The following is a 21,795-nucleotide window of genomic DNA, read 5'->3' on the forward strand; positions in this document are numbered from 1 at the left end:
TATGCTGCATTTAATACAGCAGTTTGCCACTTATGCGACTCATTTTCAAGCTCTTTTCTCTCTCGAAGTTGAGTCGCAAAACTGCTTTAAGAATGCATTTTTCTGATATTCTAGCTAGGAACGTAGGGTGTGTTTTAAAAATTTCCTTCCAACCCGTATATATATTATCGTTTCAGCAATCTTATGATTCTCTCAAAAAATTTCTATACTGTTTTTATAGTGTTTTTTTAGCAAAACTCCCCAAATTTGACATACAAAATAGTCTATTTTTAACCGTTTTTCACGGGGAGGAAATATGACAGAATCGTTAATTTTTTCCGACAACTTAATTGAAAATCCTGACGCTATTTTCTATAATATAGTCGGTAATTTTGTCCCGCCTGAGTGGCGAAATCTTACCAATAATTGTGGTAAACAATTAAGTAAAACTTCTCGTCAACTTCTATCTTTGATAGTTTCTTGCATAAAAACTGGTAATTATAGAAATTCGGATGAATTACAAGAAGGCTATCATTTTTTTCAACAAGAGCTTGGAGTTTGTCAAAGACGGGTAAGGCAATGTCTAGTAGAATTAAAAGACAGTGGTTTTATTGATATTTATTCAACTACAATAGTTAAACATAATGTTAAATGTCCTAATATTTTATGTGTCAAACTAGTTAAAAAATTTATAAATCTTCGTAAAAATAATTGTGACCCTAATCAACAAAAAATTTCAGGTCAACCTGAAATAAATTACAGCTTATGGCAAAATATTCAGCCTAACCCACAAAAAATTTCAATTCAACCGGAAAAAAATTACCATCCAACTGTAAAAAATTTTCAAAAAAACGCATCTATATATATATCTATAATATCTAGATATGGAAACAACAAAGAAAATTGTGGGCAAGTCTGTGGACAAAATGTGTCAGAGCCTGAATCAACTGAAGAACAAAACATTAATTTTCTGCTTGAGGTAACGGCAAAAAGAGGTGAACAAAGTTTATCAGAAGTTGAGTCAACTACGGAGCAAAACTTTGATTCATCGCCGGAGATAACGGTAAGTTCAAGTGAAAAAAGTTTACCAAAGCTTGAGTCAACTGAAGAGAAAAGTTTTAATTTACCTATGGAGACAACGGTAAGCTCAGTAAATGAAACGTTACCCTGCAATTCCTCTGAGGCAGCTCCAACTGATGACGAGTCAGACTGCGATTCAGATTCCGATTCAACAGGGGAATCTTCAGGAAATAGCGAAGAGCAAGAAGCTAGTGGGAAATTGCCTAGGTGGCTCAGTGATATTACCAAACAGGCTAAAGGCTGGTATTCACATAGGAAGCTAGAGATGTTTTACCCATTGAGCGGAGAAGATGCTGATTGGCTAAAAAGGCAAACAGGTCGTAATTACGAATTGAGTTTTGTCAACAAGCTATTGATTAAACATAGCGTGGACTCTCCTAATCGTCTCTTTCCCTGCAAGCAAGCAGTACTGAATTACATGAAAAAAACTTTGATTCATGAAATGCGTCCACCAGCTAAGGCAAATAACCCAAACTTTAACTTCGATCTGAACAATGCTACTAAGACTAAGACAAAAAAGGCTTATTTGCAAAAAATAAGAGATAGTAAGGGCGTTAAACCACTGAATCAGTTGCAACGCAAGATTGTTGAAGCTTTTGAGCATCAGCCTAGTACTGCTTATCAATTGCTGAAGAGGTGCAGTTTTTTTGGAGTATATGACGATGAATACAAGATTGATTTAGCAGATATCTCTTTGTCAGAAACTGATAAATTAAAATTGCTTGAGCAAGTGCAAGAGGTATATGGCAAAGATGTTCAGCAATTGCGTATTACCAACAAAAGAGAGGTATCGGATTATGATTTAGAGCTAAGTGGACTAAATCCAGAGTCAGTATGGTATAAAGTAAGGAAATATTTGTTAAAATTATACGGTGAACACTTGGACAAAGCTTGGTTTAGCAAGTTAGAAGCAATTGAAGAAGATACGACTTGCAATAAGCTTATTCTCAAACCAGCTACTGCCTTTATTGGGGATTGGATTAAGAATAAGTACAGCAAAGATTTGGAATATGCTTGCAGTAAACTGAATTATACTTTTGAGTTTATGAAAGTTGATAGAATGGCTGGGCTGTAAGCTATGGTAAATAGCATTTAAAGCTATTTTAAATATGTTTATAAGAGGATTTTAATTTTTAGCTGGGGGACCTATGTTAAAAACAAATAACACTATTGTACGAGTCTGTATTTGCGAAATTTTAAGGTATTATTGCAATAACAAACGAAAGTTTGAATTGGTAGTTAAGTTGATGAAACTAATTGTATTAAGCGAGAAAAAAATGATTACAAATAAATGATTACAAATAAGTTAATAATAATCAAGAATTATTTAATTAGGGTTGAAAACACTATAAAAACACTACAGAAGGTTATTTGAACTTAGAGAAGATGAGAGTAATGCACCTTGTGGATACATCACTATCTTCCTATGAAGAAAGTGGGGTTATACTAAATTCACCATCTATAGCTATTTTGCCAAGATTTTTAGCAAATTTTGTCACTTTTTTACATTTTTTGGCAAAAATTGTTCGCGGAATCACCCGGGGGGTGGTAGCTATGCAAAATGGGGTATAGGGGGCGTCACGCGAAAAATTTTTTTGAGGTAATTAATCACTTGTTATTAAAAATTTCCACTTTTGTCAATTTTTTATATCTTAAAAAAAAATTTAATAATAATACAAAAAATAGAAAATAAAATGTTGACAGCAATTTTTAGTTGTGATACACTGCAAAATATAAGGGGGATATTTTCAATTAATTAATTGGCAAAAAACCTGAAAATCAGGTATAATAAAGGGAATTATAAGGAATTTTTAAAGAGATGTACATGATCAAAAATTATGGTTTGTTTGAAAAATATTTAGCAAAGATATCATCTAGTAGCATTAGTAAGTTTGGCTCAATAGATGATATCTCTAATTTCCTATTATATCTTTGTGAACATGGTAACATCGTTATTGCAGCTAAGAAGGCTGATTGTATTTCACCACTTAGGTTGCACCGAGTTATTAATAGCGATAAATATTTAACCAAATGCGTCAATTTAGCTTTAGCCATTGCGGTAGATAGAGCAGAAGGGGTGTTATATGATAGGGCAATTAACGGTTATGAGGAAGTGACTTATAACAAGGATAATCAGGCAATAGCTACTAAGAAAAAATATTGCTCTAAGTCTTTGCTGGAATATCTTAAAGCCAATTCGCAAAAATATCAAACAAGGAAGCATGATGCTAGTTACCATAGGAAAAATAGTGATGAAACTGAGCAGGCAGCAAAAGCCCGAGAAATAGCAAAGATGATAGATGTAACTAATTTTGAAATAGAATCGTATGAAGCAGAATATGCACTTGCCAAAGGACAGTAAGACCAAAGTGATGAAAACTATTAGTAAAGCTAAAGCCAGCAAAGAGCTTTCTAGCTCTGCTTCTAAAAGTCTTAAATTTCCGGTGGATTGGTCACCCTATCCATTTCAGTTGCCTTTGTGGAGATATTTATACTCGGGTGGTAAGAAAGCTATAGCCATTTGGCATAGAAGAGCTGGTAAGGATATTATGGGTATTAACTGGATCACTGCTAGTGCTATTCGAGAAGTTGGCATTTATTGGTATGTCTATCCTACCTATAATCAAGCTAAAATGAGCATATGGGATGGTATGACATTATCGGGGCGTCCTTATATGTCATTTATTCCTAAAGGGATTATTGCTCGTAGTCAGCAATATAAGCAACGGATATTATTTAAAAATGGTTCAGTGATTCAGTTTGTTGGTAGCGATCGTTATGCCACTATCAGGGGTAGTGGTATTAAAGGAGCAGTTATTTCGGAATATTCCTATCATGATCCACGAGCTTATATCTTAAAAACATGTTATAAGTAGTTGTAAGAGGGTGACTTGAAGCAATCTAGACTGAAATAGTCGTGAACAGAATAAGTACCCTCTATCGTTAAGTTTGCTTTGAACAAATTGCAGAAGGTACTGCAGTACAGTAGCCTTGCACAATAAGATGAAGGAGATTATACTATGAAAAAAATAATAGGTCTAGATGTAAGTAAAAAATGGCTTGATGTATGTATATATATTTCAAACAGTAAACCGGAATATCATCGTTTTGCAAATGATAATTTAGGTCATGAAGAGCTTATAAAATTAACAAAAGAGCAAAAAATTGAGCTAATAGTGTGCGAACCCACAGGAGGCTACGAGGATGAAATTTGCCAAAAATTATATAGTAATGAGCAACGGATTCATAAGGTAAATACCTATAGTTTTAATTCATTTAGTAAGTCAGTAAATTTTTGTAAAACGGACAAGCAAGATGCTTTTAAATTAGCGTATTACGGTGATAAGATGCAACTTACAGCAAATTATATACATCAAATTGAATCAGAAAATTTGAAGAGATATCAGCAAAGACGGGAAGATTTAGTATTGATGCTTAGTAATGAAAAAAAGAGGTTGCATAATAGTGTCGATGGTATTGACAAAGAAAGCATAGAAACATTGATGGGATGCTTACAAAAGGAAATATCTAAAATTGATGATAAATTAAATGAGATAATAGATGGATCAGAAGAACTACAAGAAAAAACAAAAATATTAGAAACTGTACCTAGCATTGGCAAATGTCTAGCTAGTAAATTAATTAGTTTTTTACCTGAGTTGGGAAATAAAAATTATAGCGGCAACGAATTATCAGCTATGGTTGGAATAGCGCCATATGCTCGAGATAGTGGTAATAAACAAGGTCGAAGATTCATTAGAGGAGGCAGAAAGATACCACGAGATGCACTATATATGGCAGTACTAACAGGTAAAAATGGCTTTCAATATTTAAAAGCTTTATATGACAGACTTATTAATAATTTTAAACCTAAAAAAGTTGCGACAGTAGCTTGTATGCGTAAATTACTGGAAGTTTGCCATAAGCTTATTCAACAAAAACGTGTATTTGTTGTTAATCAATAATATTTTTTATTTATATAAAATACAGATAAAAAATATTTAATTTTTTTAAAAAGATAATTGCTATGAGTTGTGTTATAGAGCCGATGGTAATTCGTAATAATGGCTGGTTGCTTTATTTGTATACCCCTTCTGATAATCCAAAACTTGTACATGGTGAAGAATTATACCGGAAATACCAAGATAGTCCGGAAGTATTTTGCCAAATAAAAACTATTGAAGATACTACTGATCATGAGGGGCAGCCAGCTGGCTTAAATTTCCTTCATCTAAAATCTCGGTTAATTTTGTCATAACCTTATTGATCCCTTGAGGAATAATAAAACCAAATTCATGTAGTAGACCCCTAATTTCATTAGCAAGGGCAGTACGATTTTTTACCAATCTCTCTCTTACTCGATGAATTGATAAAATATCTTGTTGTTCTACAGTTCTAATTGGTACAAACCTCATATTTGGTCTTGTTACCGCTTCACATATAGCTTCTGCATCAGCTTGATCATTTTTATTAGTTTTAACATACGGTTTGACAAATTGTGCTGCCATTAGTTTTACTGTATGCCCCAATTTAGTTATTTCTCTTGCCCAGTAACTAGCTCCGCCGCAAGCTTCCATCCCTACCAAACATTTTGGTAAATTAGCCATAAATGTTAAAACTTGATCTCTCATTAATTTTTTCTTTAATACCGTCTTACCATTTTTATCTACACCATGAATTTGGAAAATTCTTTTTGCAATATCTATACCAATTGTGGTAACTTCCATCTTAGCCTCCTGATTGTTATTTTAATATTTAATATTAACTTTAGAAGATTAGCAACTGCTTTTCATTCTGTATATCAGGAGATCCATACCATTATTTTTTCACCTGTGGAATTTTATAATAAATAAATACTGATAAAAGTGTACTTTAATGACAAGAGTTTTTATTTGAAACAAAACAATGGTAATACACATAAGAAGCATTATGTTGACTAATTTTTAGTATGTCAAGTAGAAAAGTGATGTTTACATGATTACAAACTTCATGCCAAAACCACTGCAAACCTGATTCTTTAGACGTTTTAAGCACTTTTTTGTCTCGAAGATGAGTCGCTACGGTATTTTAAATCAAAGATTCACTTGCGTTCAACCTATTTCGATTTTGTCTTGCCTCCATTTTTTTCCAACTAAATAATTTGGTTCGGCTTTCGCCCTTGCTTAGCACAAATTAGTTACCTGATTTGCACCAAAGGCGTGACAATAGGATTTCGATGCTGTCCTAATGCATATTTATGCATATTCTTTTGTGCAACTTCATGTCGCACATGTTCTATCAATGTGAAAATATAACATCCTGATCATTAAATTTAGCCGAAAATAATACATCCGAGCTACTACGAGTAAGCCTTGGTTCAATAAAGCTTGCGTTTTCTATTTTTAACGTAGACGTATCAATTATAGCCAGCACATCCTTAGGCAAATGAGTTTTAAGAAAATCATAAGCTACCATAGGATTTTCCATTGCTACTTTAACAATTTCATCATACTTCGGCTTCTTTGACTTTTTGGACTTCTTTGTGGTCTTTGTGATCAATAATAAAGAAGCCTAGCTAAAGAGCAAAAAGAATAGGCAGGGTTACTCTCAATAGGTATAATTGCCTATTACTTATTCAATAAATGATTTCTATTAATTGACAAGCTTATTTTTCTATCATAATATTATTTTAAAAACAAATTTACTACAACTTCAAATATGCAATTTCAAGATACTAACGATTTATGTAAAATAGCCGATATTATCAAGAATTGCGTTGTCATTATCCAAGATTCTAGCGGTGCTAACGTACTAAATGTACGCTCCACTCCTCGACTTGGTAATTCCTGCTACTATTATGATTTTGATTCTATCGTCTATCAACTCTTCCTTTACGAGCAGTATAAATAGAAATACCCCCTCTTTAAATTATTCGAGTATACTGCAAAAACTTGAAGAGTTGGTAAACCAATTTTCAAGTTTTTGGGTAAAAAATAACCTAAATTTCTCTAGCACTAACCCATTGATAGAAGCTGCGATCACTAAATACTTGTCGTAAGAATTGGTTATTAAGAGCATGACTAGTTTTATAACCCGTGATGTCAGCTATTAGATGACCTCCTGTAGTATATAAATCTCCAAACAGGTCGAGAAGTTTGTGACGCACGAATTCATCAGTATATCTTAGTCCATCGTGGTTCATTATAATATCTTGATCTATACCTATAGCGTTATCGAGAGATGCACCACGTGCTAAGCCCTTACTTTTTAAATATTCAAGTTCATGGATAAATCCAAAAGTTCTAGCATCAGCAATGTTATTTTTGAAAGACTCATTCTCCGAGAAGACTAAATTTTGCTTGCCAATAGCCTTACTAGCAAAATCTATTGTTATATCAACCGTCATGCTATGAGCAGGGCTAGCTACTAACTCGCAATCTTTGTGAATTGCCCTAATTTCTTTTAAGATTTTTAGGTATTTCTTTGGAGTATTTTGTAATTGTCTACCAGCACATTCTATCATAAAGACGAATGGTTTACTGCTACCATCCATTATCGGGACTTCAGGACCATCGATTTCAATTATTAAATTATCGATTCCACATCCCCAAAGAGCTGCCATTAAATGTTCTATAGTTGAAACATAAATATGATGTTCATTTTTTATGGTAGTAGATAAATAAGTTTCTGAAACATTTAAACAACTAGCTTGAATAAAATTTATCTCTTGCCTTACATCAGTTCTGATAAAAACAATACCGGTATTTTCTACAGCTGGTCTTAAAGTCATCTGAGTAATGTTACCGGAATGAACGCCCACACCATAACAACTTACTGGGTTTAGTATTGATACTTGCATTGGTTAATTTTACTAACATTTTAGAAATTCAACTTATTTTAATGCCTTAAACAACTACATGCAAGTTACATTATGTTACAAAATATTTCATCAATCTATATACTGCTCGATAATCAAGTTTTTTTCTGAGTCATTCACCTTACGTATAGCATTTAAAAATTGCCGAAAAGTACAAAACGTCATTGCGAGGAGACCGTAGGTCCACAACTGTCGAAAGTTAAAAACTATAATTCATTGCAACCAAAAATTATACATAAATAATAATCTAACATTTATAATTTTAAATCTACAAGATTAGGCTCTCCGCTGCAAAATAATACTATATCTTTGATAATTTCTGTCTCAAGCAATGACCTATCTATTTTGTATAATTTATTTACTTCATTTAGTTTATCTTCACCTATTAAATTTATAATATTTGTATATTATTCAACTTTTTGTATTTATATGAACTTAATTTATACACAATCTTTAGTTATATTTTAATACCTTTTTTAACTTTCGACAGTTATGACCGTAGGTCGACGAAGCAATTGTAAGTTAAAAGTATGATATAATAGATATTGAAGTCAATGTAAATAATGATTTATACTGACTTATAAGGGGGTATTACAGCGATAGTCATTAATAATATAAATGACTATCGCTGTGCAGGCGTGAGCGACCGTGAAGCAATTGGTTTTAAGATCGTATAGATCCTGGTACTCTAGCCCAAATCCCCGAGACGTTTGAATAGTTGATTGGGATGCCTTTGCACGCCCGCTTACAATCGTAAACATTAAAAGCCTTCGAGGTATTATGCTATTATACAATAATTTTATCGGTCTTGATATAGGAAAATTCAATTTTGTTGTTGCTATTCATGGAAAAAAAGAAACTAAAGAATATAATAACAACTCTAATGGAATAGCTGATTTTATCAAGGATTACAAAAAAGAGATTAGTTCTGCATTGTGTGTTTTAGAAACTACTGGTGGATATGAAATGGAACTATTACTAACGCTTTGCAATCAGGGTTTTGCTGTACATAGAGCCAATACTCGTAAAGTTAAAAACTTTATTAGGTCTTTTGGTAATGCAGCTAAAACTGACAGTCTTGACGCTAAAGCTCTAGCACTTTATGGTTTTGAACGATCAGAAAGATTAGAGCTATTTAAAGTACAATCTAAGCAAGCTTTAAACTTGTATGAATTAGTAGGACGTAGGAACGATCTTAAACAAATGTTGATTGCAGAAAAAAATAGGTTTCAGTCCCCGAGAGCTGATTTAATCAAGTCTAGTTGTGTTAAAATGATCGAAGTACTAGAAGAGCAAATTGCATCTATTACTAAAGAAATAGACGACTTAATAGCAAAAGATAAACTCTTGCAGGCTAAAAGAGACTCTGCAAACTATTAGTGGTATAGGCACAGTAGTATCTAATGAGCTTATAGCTTTGTTACCTGAACTTGGTACATTGAAGCGCAAACAAATAGCATCATTAGTAGGTGTTGCACCAATATCTAATGATAGCGGTAGATATAGCGGATATAGACATACAGGACATGGTCGAAATTTTGTTAGACCTATGTTGTTTGTAGCTGCTATGGCTGCTAGAAATTCCAACTCTGAACTGAAGGTATTTTATGAAAAATTGATCAATAGAGGAAAAAAGAAAATGGTGGCGATGGTAGCATTAATGCGTAAAATCATTGTGATTGCAAACGCTAAGTTACGTGATTTAACTAGCTCTGCACAAGCAATAAAAATTTAAACCAAATTTATTTAAATTTTTATTGCGAACATAGTTGATCTATATAACAAGCTTCATGGATTGCCACGTCGCCACTTGCAGCGGCGTCTCGCAATGACGGTTTAAGCCTTACAACAGCACTTCGCTAATAGATGATTTTTTAACTTTCAACAGTTGTGTCCTGAAGACGACAACGCAATTCTTGATTTTCATCGAATATACCTTACTCTGTTGAATTTGGAAGTCTGTTCTTCAATATAAAAGGTAGTTGTAGTAAAAAGAAAATGATCGTTACAGGTATTGCTCCAAATATTTTAAATATAACCCATGTAGATTCTGCAAAATTACGCCATATTATTTCATTTAACACTGCCATAAACAGTAAAAAAGCAGCAGATCTATAGCTTAAAATATTCCAGTTCTTATCTTCAAGTTGGACAAAATGATTAAACATATATTTCAAAAAGGCCTTATTTCTTATGGCACTGATAAAAAATATACTAGCAAAAATTACATATAGAATAGTTGGTTTGATTTTGATATACATAGAGTTACCACTAATCAAAACTATACTAGCTGAAACTAATAACACTCCAGAAGATATTAAGGAGGATTTGGAAACTTTTCCTTCTATAAGATAACACAAACTAACACAAATAATTGAAGTAATAAGTATATATAACGTCGCACTTTGTATACTACCACCATAAAAATAGCCAATAAAAAAAGCTATAAGCGGAGCAACTTCTGATAAAAAATTAATCATAAATAGTTTTATTTCTCTGTTACTGCTTTTGTGTGTCTGATTTTTATTTGTATTAAGATATTAATTAAACCTAGAGTACAAACATAAAAAACAACTTGTAATCCGTTAGGTCTAGCAATATATCCAGTAATCATTTTTAGGAATTTACCATAGATACTTCTGTCAGAAATGAGCCAAGAGCTATCCCAAAGCTGGTCGGATAAAATAGTAATAATCCCTGAAGAACTCAATATACCAGCAGCTTCTGCTGCAAAGCCACTAGCAACAAGCATTAATAAAATGGAAGATATACGAAATATATATTGTTGGTTTACTATTTTTATTAAACCTAAATAGATAATGACACCCAAAGTTAGACCACTGACTATACCAATAATTAATCCTAATAGATAGCTATTACTGTCAATAATTTCGACTGAAGAAATACTATAAACTAATATAATAATTTCCATTCCTTCTCGAAGAATAGTTGCCGCAACAATCAGTACTAGCATTATATAACTACTATCACCGCTACTAATTTTTACAGACAAATCATTAAGATTTTGTTTTATCTTAATACCATAACCTTGCATCCATACTATAGTCCAACCAATTAATGCAACTGTTAATAAAATAATTCCAAAGTTAAATATCTCATCACCTAGACCACTAAATGCTACGGTTATACTACGAGTAAAGAAAGCAAATAACGCAGCAGAAACTGTACCAAGCATGACTCCAGCAATTATATAAATTCTAGATTTTTCTAATTGTTTTGTCACAGCAAGTATTACACCAAGCAACAAAGCTATTTCTAGGCATTCCCTGAATACCACTAATGCTATTTTAAACATCTAAACCTAAATAAATTTAATTAACAATGAGAGACCCTTGTGCTGTCTCTTGATGAAAGTCTCCAAAAAAATCATATTTACCCGGAGCTAAAGGGGCAAGGATGATATTTATAGAGTCATTTGGCATAATAATCTTTTCGCGGTGCAGATCATGACTCTCAAACTCTTCTACTGTACTATCTTGGTTGTGGATAGTAAAACGAATCTTCTTACCACTTTCTACTCTAATAATATTTGGCTCAAATCTATGATTCTTTATAACCGTTACAATTTCTACTATATTAATATCTACATCATTCTTAGATGTGCTTCGATGACTAATTGCAAAAATTATTACACCTATCAATAGAATAATACCTCCAAAAAATTGAAGGATAGTTTTTTTTTCCATAGTTTTAACTTGAAAGCTTTATTAAAGTTACAAAATACACCAATACAATCATAGCTACAAGCACATATAACAGAGTGTAGTTTTTTTGTTTTTTATGGTTCTTTATTTTTTTGGATAAATTCATAAGCACCCTCCCTATATTATACAATATATTAGATTTCCACTAAGTCATCAAGGATCAAATATTTTTTATAACAATATGTTGTTTTTCCTCTAGCCAACTCTGATAGTTTGTACAGTAAGTAATTAGGTAATTATAAATGATCACCTATAAAAAGACAATTATAATCACTGGAGCTTTTAGCTGGGTAATTAGCTATTGACAAAATGATAAAATCTTGTATACAGATACTCTGTATAATGGGTGAAGTTTAATTGGCGACTAGGTAAATAGTGTCTATAAGTTCAAATCTTCTACAATTTTTTATGCTAGACAATGTTGCTAAGATTTTTTTAAGTTTTAGTCATGATTATAGTCATTATCCCACTACTGATACTAGGCTATATTTGGTTAGAGCAAAAAGTGTTTTTTAATGCAATATGTTTAATATTAGTAAGTATGTTATTTAATTTTGCTCTAAAAATTATATTTCAAGTACCACTATCTGCTCATATTGGTAAACAAGGTTTTGCTTTTCCAAGTGGTCATATGCAGTCTTCAGTTGTTTTGTATGGTTGGCTGATGACAAAAACACAAAGCCGTATATGTAAAATTCTGATAACTGGCTTGCTATTTGGAATAGGAATGAGTTTAGTCTATTTTGGCTATCATAATTATTTTGATATTCTAGGAGCCATATTTTTTGGTTCTTTATTAATAGCCTTTTATACATTTCTTGCAAGCACAAAAAAGCAAATATTGCCACCAGTTTTATTGACTTTTACTACATTTTTGATGTTGTACATTGCATCTATACATAAGGTAGAAGAACATCTATATATGGCATATTACGCTCTTATTGGAGTAATATTTTCTGAAAACATTTTTACAAAAAAAAATAACAATTATAATTATAAATCTACGAAGCAAAATATCAGCAACAATACTGTGTTTTTTCATGCTCTTTATAATCAAAATGCTTTTTACAGTTGGTTATATCTCCTCTTTACCATTAGCTATCAGGCAAATGCAATGGGCTATAATCGGATTTTGTATCCCAGCATCAGTTTTTATTGCAAACTATATCAATCATTATAAGCGTTCTTTTCATGATAGATACTAGTTGGATTGTAGAAATAAGAACAGATTTTCTAACAACCATATTTAAGTTATTTCCATTTTTTGCTAGTGATTACTTTTACATTACCATTACTGCTTTAGGATATTGGTTAAATCCATCGGCATTATTATTCAGATCATTAGGATTTTTAATACCTTTTTGTACTTTACTTAATTGCTTGTTAAAGAATTTATTTAAAATATCGCGTCCTGACATATCTTTACATTTAATATCTGTGTATGATCCTTTTGGCTTTCCTAGTGGTGATGTTCAAGTGGCAACCACTTTTTGGCTAGCAATCTTTTTAAGTCTTAAAAATAGTCCTTTTAAGTATTTATGCTTACTGCCAATAATTGGTATTGGTCTTTCAAGAGTATATCTTGGTGTTCATAGTATATATGATGTAATTGGTGGTTTGATATTTGGGTTTTGTGTTTTCCATATATGGAAAACATATTTAGAAAGAGCATTACTTGTAGAAGTATTTCAACATAGTTGCAAAAAATTTTGGTTTTTACTTGCTATAATAATCTCACTATACACCATAGTGTCTCAATCTTTACCATGGCCACCTATGATACCGATGGCAATAGGAGCTCTCATTGGCTTTGGGTTATCCTTACGATGGATAGAAAATCAGGCAGTTGGTCTACAGCACAAAATTAGTATTCCAACCGCTCTAATATCCCTGACCATTTTAATTGGCATAGCAAAATTCATACCTACTCTAAAAATAAACATTTTTATTTTCTATTGTAGTATTATATTAAAATATAGTGTTCTTGTTTTTGGAATTTTTGTATTAATTCCTAGTACTATCTCTAAGATTACCCGATCTAATAAAATTGATATATTATAAAATGCAATAAATTATCCGTTATTTAGATACTAAAGCAGCATATGGCAAGACCCGATTTCACCAATTCAGACAATATCATAAAAGAAATTATTAGAGTAAATCATGCTGGAGAATATGGAGCTAAACGAATTTATCAAGGGCAATTAAATTATTGCAAAAACCACGAAGCTTCCTCTACAATAAAACATATGATGCAGCAAGAAGAAGTACATTTGAGCTACTTTACTAATTTGTTATTACAACGTAATGTTAGACCAACTATTTTTATACCATTTTGGCATATTATTGGCTATATACTTGGTAGTGGATCGATATTGATAGGAACAAAAACTGCCATGCTACTAACGCAAAGTGTAGAAGAAGTGATTGAACAACATTATCAGAAACAAATAGATTATCTCGAATTGTATAATTTAGAGAAAGAATTGGTAGATAGCATAAAACAATTTCAGGCTGAGGAAATTGAACATAAAGATATAGCCCTAGTACAAGGTAGCAGTAAGATAGTATTTGCTTCCTTAATCAATAAAGTTATTAAATTAATGTGTAATATGGCTATTAATGTGAGTAAAAAAGCATAGTATCCTACATTTTTCTATAATCGTCATAGCAAGGCTCTTTAGATGCCGTGGCGATCTAGGTAAACAGCGAAGCTGTCTAGTACGCTTCGCGTATCCTAGATTGCCACGTCGCCGCTTTTTCGCGACTCCTCGCTAATAGACGTTTTATAGACGTATATGTCTATTAGCGAACAAACATACGTGAGCGTGGCAATCCATTTTGCTAAAAACATGATTTTAATCTTTTAAAATCATGTTTTTAGCTTTAGAAAGGTTTAAAATGCATTCGCAAAACCGCTTTAAGAATGCATTTTTCTGATATTCTAGCCAGTTTTGGATTGAAATTTTTAATTTTAATCCAAAACTGAGGTAAATAGGAATTAAATGAATGAATTACAACAACAAGCATCTGACCCAAAATATTCTGTTTGGGTTTCTGCATCAGCTGGTACAGGCAAAACCAAAATTTTAACAGATAGGGTGCTGCGGTTACTAATTAAGGGAGTTCCATTTGAAAAGATTCTATGCTTAACTTTTACTAATGCAGCCGCCCTTGAAATGCAGAGTAGGATTAAAAATAAGCTTGCTAAATTTGCTGCAAACGAAACCACTAAATTAACTGAAGAGTTAGGTTTATTACTTACTAGAGAGCCTTTAAAAAGTGAGGTACAATATACCAAAACTTTATATCACAGACTACTAAACTCTGAAGATGGTATTCATATTTACACTATCCATGCTTTCTGTCAGAAAATGCTTAAATTATTTCCTTTTGAAGTTGGTATTAATCCAAAATTTCAGATTCTTGACGAGATTACAGCACAAGGGGTTCTTAGCAAAATAAGAAACCAAATCTATTTAGATCCGACTTATAATGAGCTGATTAGTTTTTTTCTGACAAATTTCCATGAAACAACTATCAATGATATTTTCTCTGAAATAATCCAGCAAAAAATTAAGTTTAAGAAATTATTTGCCAAACAAATGGATTCTGTAGAGTACGATACTCAAACTATTTCTGCACAATTACTAAATATTTATGATCAAGCTAAGCAATTATTGGCAAAATACTCAATAGTTATTGACCTAGATCAAGAAATTCAACAATTTTTTCTTACTAAAGAAAACCTTAAGCATAAGAACATATTGCCTAAATCTGTGGCAATGAAGTACCCAAAGTTATTGAATGAACTTGAATATATTCAAGAGAGAATTTTTCAGCTAGATCAACAAGCTAAAATGCAAGATATGGAGAATTACTCAAATTCATTACGTAACTTGGCAAAGATTTTTCTTGATAAATATGATTCCTACAAAACCGGGCATAGTTTGCTTGATTATGATGATTTAATTTATCTTACGCAGTTATTATTAACGGATAATACTGCAAAAAATTGGGTAGCTTATAAACTTAATGGCGGAATTGACCACTTGCTTGTTGATGAAGCACAAGATACTAGCCCAGAACAATGGGACATTATCACTGCAATTATAGCAGACTTTACTTCTAGCACTAAGCAAAAAAGTACTATTTTTGTTGTAGGCGATGAGAAACAGTCGATTTTTAGTTTCCAAGGAGCAGATATTAGTTCTTTTAGTTATGTTAATGAAAATTTGTATAAAAACCTATCTGATGCAAATAAGAATTTCAGAAATATTACCCTCCAGTGGTCTTATAGATCTACTAAAGAAATTATTGATATTGTCTATCTAATTTTTCAACAAATTAAACATACTACCCCTCAATTATTTACATCTGATAACCCTAAAATTTTGTCATTTCGTCAAACTCATAAAGGTAGAGTTGAACTTTGGCCATTAGTTAAGGGTGAAAAAAAGAGTAAGTTGTTTTGGCCTTTACTGGAAGAGCATAATAAATCCAAATCTGCTCAGCAATTACTTGCACAACAAATTGCTAGTTTTATAAAAAGCCAAATAGCAAGTCGAAGAATCCTGCCTGCTACTAATTCCGAAGTCAAAGAATCAGATTTTATGATTTTGGTACGCAAGAGAGATGAGTTGATTTTTGAGATTATTAACTGTCTTAAGCAACATGGTTTGCCAGTAGAAGATGTTGATCGGATTACTTTAAATAAAAGTTTGTCAGTATTAGACCTAATGAGCATAGCGAAATTTGTACTACTACCTCAAGATGATTTGAATTTGGCTAGTCTGTTAAAATCACCAATAATCGGCATGAGTGAACAGGCACTACAAACTATTGCAATTTCTCGAGGCAAAAATTCTATCTGGGGTTACCTACAAACTGTCCAAGACTATGCAAGTATATATAAGAAACTGTGCCATTTCTTGCAGCTATATAAGGTTGCCAATTGTGAGAATTTTTTTCCACTTATTGTCGATTGTTTGGATGTTAGAAAAGTTTTAGTTGAGGCTAATGGCTTTGATAGTGATGACGTAATAAATGAATTGATATATTTGAGTAGCAATTATGCTAATAATATAGATAGCTCATTGCAAAGCTTTGTTTATTGGTTTGAAAATAACAAAATTGAGATTAAAAGAAACTTAGAATCGTCAAGTAAGATAAAAATTATGACCGTGCATGCTTCTAAAGGTCTGCAAGCACCTATTGTTATTCTGTGCGATACTAGTTCAGTACCAACTAATAGTAATAAATGCATTTGGGACGAAAATCAAGTGTTCTCTACCACTCAATCAGCCAATAGCCCAGAATTCTTTAAAGCTCTTAAAGAAAAAGAACAGCAAAAAGACTTACAAGAATATATCAGACTACTTTATGTTGCAATGACTAGAGCCGAAGACCATTTAGTGATATGTGGTTATCAGTCAAGTAGTAAGCTACCACAAAATTGTTGGTATGAGTTGGTTGCTAGAACAATGAATATGCACGGGAAGGTGCAGGAAAATGGTATTATAGTTTATGAATCAGTTATTAGACCTCTTTCGAAACTCGCTTATGCTGAGGGATTTGAAGGAGACGCGGAACCTCGACCCGCAGCGTACTCAGATGTACGTGAGGATTCGAGTACCGCATCGACGTACAAATCACCAGCAGAAGTAGAGTTTCGAAAGAGGTCTATAGAAGAAAGTGAAAATGGGCAGAAATCTAAAGAAATAGACCAAAAAGGTGCTTTAGATATTCTATATCCTGCACCGAAGCAGGATGACATCAAGGGAAGCAGGAATGACATTGAAGGTAGTGGGAATGATATTGAAGATTGGATACCAAATCTTTTTTTAATTAATAAAATCACCAAAAATACAAAGCAAAATTATTCAGTCAATTTTCCTCTTATAGTTAATAATCATTTGGAATATGGTAAGATATTTCATAAAATTCTAGAAGATGCCACAAAGATCAATGATTTTTCTATGATGAATAAACATCCGTTTATTCACAAGTTACCAACAACTCTACAAGAAAAGATTCATAGCAATATTGATAAATTACTGAATAATATAGAATTTATGGCACTTATTTCCCAAGAGCTAAAAACTGAAGTGACGATAGGGACAACTCTAAATGATGAGGTTAAGATAGGAAGGATTGATTTACTTGCCATTGATACGGGAAAAATAACTATTATTGATTATAAATCCGATGCTAGTCCACCTAAAACCTGTCAATTAGTTAAGGAATCTTATATTGATCAGTTGAATTTTTACCGACATATAACAGCAAAACTGTATCCTAACAATGAAATTATTTGCAAAATTTTATGGCTAGAAAATGCCAATTTTATGACAATTAGTTAACCTTTAACCAATAATACACAGGTAATATGACAAAATTAGTGAGAGATTCAGTTCCGCAAATTATCTTAAAATCTAGTCGAATACCAGTCTTTCGTATTGCAGAATTGGCTGAGTATAAACAATTATTAAGACAGAAACTTTCTGAAGAGGTAGAAGAATTTTTAGAAAGTGAATCTATCGAAGAAATTGCTGATATCATAGAAGTACTTGAGGCAATATGTAATAGCAACTCTTATAAATTAAAGGATATACTAAACATTAAAAAGCACAAAAAAGATACCAATGGTGCTTTTGACAATAAAATAGTTTTAGAAAAAATAACCATAAAAACCTAAGCTACTCAATAACAATCAAGTGAGTCAATTATTAAAGGGCTGGTGACTAATTTCAAAGATTGTAGTGATAAGCTAAAAGAACCCTGATCTCTCATCAATTTTTTCTTTAATACCGTCTAGCTTTGTTGCATAAATAGAGAATAGAGTATAAATAATCTGATAGAAAGGAGAGAAATTAAAAAGAAATCAGAATTGACAAGAGAGAAGAAAAAAGAACCATATATTGTTGTAAATGATAAGGGAATAATCCTAGCTGATAGCACTACAGAACATAACACAGGTGACATATCTCAGATTGAGCCATTGCTGATTGGTATCAGGGCTAAAGATTTCCTTGGGGATTCAGGGTATGACGGTGAAGCTGTATATCAATTGTTGAGAAAGAAAGGAATGAAGCCAGTTATCAGACCTCCCAACCATTCATTATCAGTTAAATTACACAAGCCTAAAACAGAGAGAGATAAAGCTGTAAAATATCAACGAAAGAGGGGATATCAAGCATGGATAGTAAAGAATAGTTATGACCGAAGGGAGAGCGTAGAAAATACGCTTTTTCGTTTTAAAACTTCTTTTGGTAGCAAGTTTTTATCAAGATATCAACGATTTGAGTAGTATTTATGATATAATGACTAATTTAATCAACTAGTCTATTAGTTTAATTATTAATGTTAAGTTTTAAGCAAAAACAATTGAAAAAGATTAATTTATTTAATTAACTTATTTTAGTTTAATATTAAAATAATAATTCAACTAATAATGTGACTAGAAACTATTATTTCTCATGTAGGTTTTATTTTGGTTTTTTTAAGAAATCGCCCTAGTTTTTATGATAAATTGACAAATATCTCAGTACAGGACAAAGAGATTAACAAGGTGATAATCGAAGTAAAGATGGTGTTATGGGCTTAATAAATTTTGTTATAACTTCCATCATTTCTTCAATATTCAAAAATATTCTCTGCAAGTAATCTAAGCCATACCTGAATAAGGAGATAGACTTTCTACCGTGTTTTTTAAGCTTTATGGGTCTGATAGAATTTTGCCATTGACCCACAACATAAGCAAAAGTAAATGCTATAGCAAGTAAACCAAGCAATTTACTAATTCTATCTAAATGTATTATATGGGTGTTTTCAAAGTTAAATCCTCGTGTTTTAAGGCAAGCAAAAAGATTTTCTATTTCCCATCTTTTTTTATATATTATTTAGTGCTATATTAGGGTTATCATTGGTAGCTATGATTACTAATTCTCCTTGATCATTAAGCAATGCTGCTACAGATACTTTAGATCCTTTATAATTCTTACCCAAATATCTTTTTCCTTTAAACAACATATATTCACCATTCTGTAACCTCTTAATTAAATGATTAGCAGTAACTAATTCATCTTCTGCTCTACCAATGGTAAGATTGGCTTTGATTCTAATATAAAATGGTATCATTTTATCAGCTAAAAACTTTAGCCATAAATCACCAATAAACTCCCGATCCCCAAGCAATGCTGATAAAAAAGTAGTCTCCTATTAATTGTGATAACGCTGTAATCATTCTCTTGCCTCTTAAGTCTTTAACAACCTAATTAATAGAGCTTTGTCTACGCGTCTCATCTTCGAGATAAATATGAGCAGAAATTATGCTATAGAACGTGAGTATTATGCGACGAGTGGAGTGTAGAATTAAATTCTCGTTACTGACTACATGTATGAACCTCCTGTAAAATGCAAGAAAAAAATAACATCTAATAGCAAAAATGCAAATGCATACATGTATCCGGCTTATAGTTAATAAATTATGTGTAATTTATCCTACAGCCCTGATGGAATTCGCTGGCTTACAAATTTACTATATACTTATCATTTTATCGGCTTCAAAGAGCCATTGTAGTCATCAGTTTCTTTGTAAGCTAAGGTTTGTCTTATTTACCATCAATATTATTATCTCACGCATATTCCGGGTTGGAATCTTTTACATATTCTTTGTTTACCTATTAATTAATAAACCACTATTTATTTTATTTTATGTTAATTATAATAGCTCTGTGCTACAAACTTTACTCTCTACATAATCATCCCCTGACCTTAGTACTGCAAACACCACTCTTGCCAGTTTATTAGCTACAGCAACTACTGTTTTATTATGTCCATTTCGCTCAGATAAATTAAACATCCACTGCGTAAATTTGCTAAAATCTTTTTTAGATTTTTGTTCTTCCAATGTAAATCTTATCTTGGCATTTAGTACAGCTCTAGCTCCTTGGATCAATAGAGTACGCAAGTAAACATCACCTCGCTTGCTAATTCCAAGCAACTTATCTTTCCCTCCACTGGAATGCTGCCTTGGCACTAATCCAAACCATGCCGATAATTACCTACCATTCTCAAAACTTGTAGCATTACCTATTGATGCTATTAAAGCAGTAGCAGTAATTAAACCAAGACCAGGTATAGCTGTTAATCGTTGATATTGAGTTAAGTTGCTAGCTATTATTTTTAATCTTTTTTCTATCTCTTTTATTTTTTTGTCATTATCCAAAAATTCCTCTTTCAGTTCACTAAATGTTTGATAACCCAGCTGGCTTAAATTTCCTTCATCTGAAATCTCGGTTAATTTTGTCATAACCTTAATTGATCCCTTGAGGAATAATAAAACCAAATTCATGTAGTAGACCCCTAATTTCATTAGCAAGGGCAGTACGATTTTTTACCAATCTCTCTCTTACTCGATGAATTGATAAAATATCTTGTTGTTCTACAGTTCTAATTGGTACAAACCTCATATTTGGTCTTGTTACCGCTTCACATATAGCTTCTGCATCAGCTTGATCATTTTTATTAGTTTTAACATACGGTTTGACAAATTGTGCTGCCATTAGTTTTACTGTATGCCCCAATTTAGTTATTTCTCTTGCCCAGTAACTAGCTCCGCCGCAAGCTTCCATCCCTACCAAACATTTTGGTAAATTAGCCATAAATGTTAAAACTTGATCTCTCATTAATTTTTTCTTTAATACCGTCTTACCATTTTTATCTACACCATGAATTTGGAAAATTCTTTTTGCAATATCTATACCAATTGTGGTAACTTCCATCTTAGCCTCCTGATTGTTATTTTAATATTTAATATTAACTTTAGAAGATTAGCAACTGCTTTTCATTCTGTATATCAGGAGGGCCATACCATTATTTTTTCACCTGTGGAATTTTATAATAAATAAATACTGATAAAAGTGTACTTTAATGACAAGAATTTTTATTTGAAACAAAACAATGGTAATACACATAAGAAGCATTATGTTGACTAATTTTTAGTATGTCAAGTAGAAAAGTGATGTTTACATGACTACAAACTTCATGCCAAAACCACTGCAAACCTGATTCTTTAGACGTTTTAAGCACTTTTTTGTCTCGAAGATGAGACGCGTTATCTACTATTTTTTATTCTCTCCTTAATCTCTTTGT

Annotated in this window: 22 protein-coding genes and 4 pseudogenes; 14 read left to right on the top strand and 12 right to left on the bottom strand. The window is 32.1% G+C overall.

Annotation, left to right across the window (positions count from 1 at the left end):
• Positions 1-295: 295 nt before the first annotated feature.
• The 5 genes from AAHN03_RS02820 (at position 296) to AAHN03_RS02840 (ending at position 5,024) form a co-directional block, all read left to right on the top strand.
• Positions 296-2,134, top strand: a complete 1,839-nt coding sequence (locus tag AAHN03_RS02820) for a DnaA N-terminal domain-containing protein (protein WP_342279032.1) — start codon at positions 296-298, stop codon at positions 2,132-2,134.
• Positions 2,135-2,454: 320 nt separating this feature from the next.
• Positions 2,455-2,631 carry a hypothetical protein gene (locus tag AAHN03_RS02825; protein WP_342279033.1) on the top strand — a complete coding sequence of 59 codons (177 nt, stop codon included), beginning with the start codon at positions 2,455-2,457 and terminating at the stop codon, positions 2,629-2,631.
• Between the two features lie 253 nt (positions 2,632-2,884).
• The gene (locus AAHN03_RS02830; RefSeq protein WP_342279034.1) at positions 2,885-3,421 is read left to right on the top strand and encodes a hypothetical protein; all 537 of its coding nucleotides are present in this window, start codon (positions 2,885-2,887) and stop codon (positions 3,419-3,421) included.
• Positions 3,387-3,935, top strand: a complete 549-nt coding sequence (locus tag AAHN03_RS02835) for a hypothetical protein (protein WP_342279035.1) — start codon at positions 3,387-3,389, stop codon at positions 3,933-3,935. The genes AAHN03_RS02830 and AAHN03_RS02835 overlap by 35 nt, the downstream gene beginning before the upstream one ends.
• Before the next feature lie 144 nt (positions 3,936-4,079).
• Positions 4,080-5,024, top strand: a complete 945-nt coding sequence (locus AAHN03_RS02840; protein ID WP_342278931.1) for an IS110 family transposase — start codon at positions 4,080-4,082, stop codon at positions 5,022-5,024.
• A gap of 261 nt (positions 5,025-5,285) precedes the next feature.
• Here the strand turns inward: AAHN03_RS02840 and AAHN03_RS02845 are convergent.
• The 4 genes and pseudogenes from AAHN03_RS02845 to lpxC form a co-directional block, all read right to left on the bottom strand.
• Positions 5,286-5,786, bottom strand: a pseudogene (locus tag AAHN03_RS02845) (IS110 family transposase); the annotation flags it as partial.
• A gap of 145 nt (positions 5,787-5,931) precedes the next feature.
• Positions 5,932-6,093 carry a hypothetical protein gene (locus AAHN03_RS02850; protein WP_342278854.1) on the bottom strand — a complete coding sequence of 54 codons (162 nt, stop codon included), beginning with the start codon at positions 6,091-6,093 and terminating at the stop codon, positions 5,932-5,934.
• A 243-nt stretch (positions 6,094-6,336) separates the two neighbouring features.
• The gene (locus AAHN03_RS02855; protein ID WP_341761147.1) at positions 6,337-6,525 is read right to left on the bottom strand and encodes an Rpn family recombination-promoting nuclease/putative transposase; all 189 of its coding nucleotides are present in this window, start codon (positions 6,523-6,525) and stop codon (positions 6,337-6,339) included.
• A gap of 511 nt (positions 6,526-7,036) precedes the next feature.
• Positions 7,037-7,897, bottom strand: a complete 861-nt coding sequence (lpxC, locus tag AAHN03_RS02860) for a UDP-3-O-acyl-N-acetylglucosamine deacetylase (protein ID WP_342279036.1) — start codon at positions 7,895-7,897, stop codon at positions 7,037-7,039.
• A gap of 798 nt (positions 7,898-8,695) precedes the next feature.
• Between lpxC and AAHN03_RS02865 the strand changes: the two genes are divergently transcribed.
• Together AAHN03_RS02865 and AAHN03_RS02870 are read left to right on the top strand one after the other, a co-directional pair.
• Positions 8,696-9,295: an IS110 family transposase gene (locus tag AAHN03_RS02865; protein WP_342279037.1), complete on the top strand. Its 600-nt coding sequence runs from the start codon at positions 8,696-8,698 to the stop codon at positions 9,293-9,295.
• Between the two features lie 37 nt (positions 9,296-9,332).
• Entirely contained in the window at positions 9,333-9,650 is a 318-nt protein-coding gene (locus AAHN03_RS02870; protein ID WP_342279038.1) for a transposase, read from the top strand.
• Positions 9,651-9,852: 202 nt separating this feature from the next.
• Here the strand turns inward: AAHN03_RS02870 and AAHN03_RS02875 are convergent, their stop codons facing one another.
• From AAHN03_RS02875 to AAHN03_RS02885, 3 genes are read right to left on the bottom strand one after another with little or no spacing between them, the layout of a single operon-like run.
• The gene (locus tag AAHN03_RS02875; RefSeq protein WP_342279039.1) at positions 9,853-10,395 is read right to left on the bottom strand and encodes a septation protein A; all 543 of its coding nucleotides are present in this window, start codon (positions 10,393-10,395) and stop codon (positions 9,853-9,855) included.
• A gap of 8 nt (positions 10,396-10,403) precedes the next feature.
• Complete coding sequence (locus AAHN03_RS02880) at positions 10,404-11,231, bottom strand: FTR1 family protein (protein WP_342279040.1); 828 nt, start codon at positions 11,229-11,231, stop codon at positions 10,404-10,406.
• A gap of 16 nt (positions 11,232-11,247) precedes the next feature.
• A complete protein-coding gene (locus AAHN03_RS02885; RefSeq protein WP_341761142.1) occupies positions 11,248-11,622 on the bottom strand; it encodes a cupredoxin domain-containing protein in 375 nt (124 codons plus the stop codon).
• 559 nt (positions 11,623-12,181) lie between these two features.
• On the opposite strand from AAHN03_RS02885, the gene AAHN03_RS02890 reads away from it, so the two are divergent.
• From AAHN03_RS02890 to AAHN03_RS02920, 7 genes and pseudogenes are all read left to right on the top strand, one after another.
• Positions 12,182-12,820, top strand: coding sequence for a phosphatase PAP2 family protein (locus tag AAHN03_RS02890; protein WP_342279041.1), 639 nt, complete (start codon positions 12,182-12,184; stop codon positions 12,818-12,820).
• An 11-nt stretch (positions 12,821-12,831) separates the two neighbouring features.
• On the top strand, positions 12,832-13,701 hold the full coding sequence (locus AAHN03_RS02895; RefSeq protein WP_342279042.1) for a phosphatase PAP2 family protein: 870 nt from the start codon (positions 12,832-12,834) through the stop codon (positions 13,699-13,701).
• A 41-nt stretch (positions 13,702-13,742) separates the two neighbouring features.
• Positions 13,743-14,282: a demethoxyubiquinone hydroxylase family protein gene (locus tag AAHN03_RS02900; protein WP_342279043.1), complete on the top strand. Its 540-nt coding sequence runs from the start codon at positions 13,743-13,745 to the stop codon at positions 14,280-14,282.
• Between the two features lie 363 nt (positions 14,283-14,645).
• Positions 14,646-17,123 (top strand): annotated as a pseudogene (locus tag AAHN03_RS02905) (UvrD-helicase domain-containing protein); the annotation flags it as partial.
• Between the two features lie 495 nt (positions 17,124-17,618).
• Complete coding sequence (locus AAHN03_RS07640) at positions 17,619-18,002, top strand: PD-(D/E)XK nuclease family protein (protein ID WP_410521356.1); 384 nt, start codon at positions 17,619-17,621, stop codon at positions 18,000-18,002.
• 26 nt (positions 18,003-18,028) lie between these two features.
• Positions 18,029-18,337, top strand: coding sequence for a nucleoside triphosphate pyrophosphohydrolase (locus tag AAHN03_RS02915; protein ID WP_342279044.1), 309 nt, complete (start codon positions 18,029-18,031; stop codon positions 18,335-18,337).
• Between the two features lie 192 nt (positions 18,338-18,529).
• Positions 18,530-18,949 carry a transposase gene (locus AAHN03_RS02920; RefSeq protein ID WP_342279045.1) on the top strand — a complete coding sequence of 140 codons (420 nt, stop codon included), beginning with the start codon at positions 18,530-18,532 and terminating at the stop codon, positions 18,947-18,949.
• 253 nt (positions 18,950-19,202) lie between these two features.
• On the opposite strand, the gene AAHN03_RS02925 is transcribed toward AAHN03_RS02920, so the two are convergent.
• From AAHN03_RS02925 to AAHN03_RS02940, 5 genes and pseudogenes are all read right to left on the bottom strand, one after another.
• Positions 19,203-19,433, bottom strand: a complete 231-nt coding sequence (locus AAHN03_RS02925; RefSeq protein ID WP_342279046.1) for a hypothetical protein — start codon at positions 19,431-19,433, stop codon at positions 19,203-19,205.
• A 33-nt stretch (positions 19,434-19,466) separates the two neighbouring features.
• Positions 19,467-19,541: pseudogene (locus AAHN03_RS07645) on the bottom strand (hypothetical protein); the annotation flags it as partial.
• A complete protein-coding gene (locus tag AAHN03_RS02930) occupies positions 19,531-19,836 on the bottom strand; it encodes a hypothetical protein (RefSeq protein ID WP_342279047.1) in 306 nt (101 codons plus the stop codon). The gene AAHN03_RS02930 and the pseudogene AAHN03_RS07645, both read right to left, overlap by 11 nt.
• A gap of 526 nt (positions 19,837-20,362) precedes the next feature.
• Positions 20,363-21,425 (bottom strand): annotated as a pseudogene (locus tag AAHN03_RS02935) (IS110 family transposase).
• 145 nt (positions 21,426-21,570) lie between these two features.
• A complete protein-coding gene (locus AAHN03_RS02940; protein ID WP_341761148.1) occupies positions 21,571-21,732 on the bottom strand; it encodes a hypothetical protein in 162 nt (53 codons plus the stop codon).
• Positions 21,733-21,795: the final 63 nt, after the last annotated feature.

Source organism: Candidatus Tisiphia endosymbiont of Myopa tessellatipennis (genome assembly GCF_964031105.1).
In the GTDB taxonomy this organism is placed as follows: Bacteria; Pseudomonadota; Alphaproteobacteria; order Rickettsiales; family Rickettsiaceae; genus Tisiphia.

What these genes read in the sequence shown, in the direction of transcription:
- AAHN03_RS02820 (WP_342279032.1), top strand. Translation starts at nt 296, where the DNA reads ATGACAGAATCGTTAATTTTTTCCGACAACTTAATTGAAAATCCTGAC.
- AAHN03_RS02825 (WP_342279033.1), top strand. Translation starts at nt 2,455, where the DNA reads ATGCACCTTGTGGATACATCACTATCTTCCTATGAAGAAAGTGGGGTT.
- AAHN03_RS02830 (WP_342279034.1), top strand. Translation starts at nt 2,885, where the DNA reads ATGATCAAAAATTATGGTTTGTTTGAAAAATATTTAGCAAAGATATCA.
- AAHN03_RS02835 (WP_342279035.1), top strand. Translation starts at nt 3,387, where the DNA reads ATGAAGCAGAATATGCACTTGCCAAAGGACAGTAAGACCAAAGTGATG.
- AAHN03_RS02840 (WP_342278931.1), top strand. Translation starts at nt 4,080, where the DNA reads ATGAAAAAAATAATAGGTCTAGATGTAAGTAAAAAATGGCTTGATGTA.
- AAHN03_RS02855 (WP_341761147.1), bottom strand. Translation starts at nt 6,525, where the DNA reads ATGGAAAATCCTATGGTAGCTTATGATTTTCTTAAAACTCATTTGCCT.
- lpxC (WP_342279036.1), bottom strand. Translation starts at nt 7,897, where the DNA reads ATGCAAGTATCAATACTAAACCCAGTAAGTTGTTATGGTGTGGGCGTT.
- AAHN03_RS02865 (WP_342279037.1), top strand. Translation starts at nt 8,696, where the DNA reads ATGCTATTATACAATAATTTTATCGGTCTTGATATAGGAAAATTCAAT.
- AAHN03_RS02875 (WP_342279039.1), bottom strand. Translation starts at nt 10,395, where the DNA reads ATGATTAATTTTTTATCAGAAGTTGCTCCGCTTATAGCTTTTTTTATT.
- AAHN03_RS02880 (WP_342279040.1), bottom strand. Translation starts at nt 11,231, where the DNA reads ATGTTTAAAATAGCATTAGTGGTATTCAGGGAATGCCTAGAAATAGCT.
- AAHN03_RS02885 (WP_341761142.1), bottom strand. Translation starts at nt 11,622, where the DNA reads ATGGAAAAAAAAACTATCCTTCAATTTTTTGGAGGTATTATTCTATTG.
- AAHN03_RS02890 (WP_342279041.1), top strand. Translation starts at nt 12,182, where the DNA reads ATGTTATTTAATTTTGCTCTAAAAATTATATTTCAAGTACCACTATCT.
- AAHN03_RS02895 (WP_342279042.1), top strand. Translation starts at nt 12,832, where the DNA reads ATGATAGATACTAGTTGGATTGTAGAAATAAGAACAGATTTTCTAACA.
- AAHN03_RS02900 (WP_342279043.1), top strand. Translation starts at nt 13,743, where the DNA reads ATGGCAAGACCCGATTTCACCAATTCAGACAATATCATAAAAGAAATT.
- AAHN03_RS07640 (WP_410521356.1), top strand. Translation starts at nt 17,619, where the DNA reads ATGATGAATAAACATCCGTTTATTCACAAGTTACCAACAACTCTACAA.
- AAHN03_RS02915 (WP_342279044.1), top strand. Translation starts at nt 18,029, where the DNA reads ATGACAAAATTAGTGAGAGATTCAGTTCCGCAAATTATCTTAAAATCT.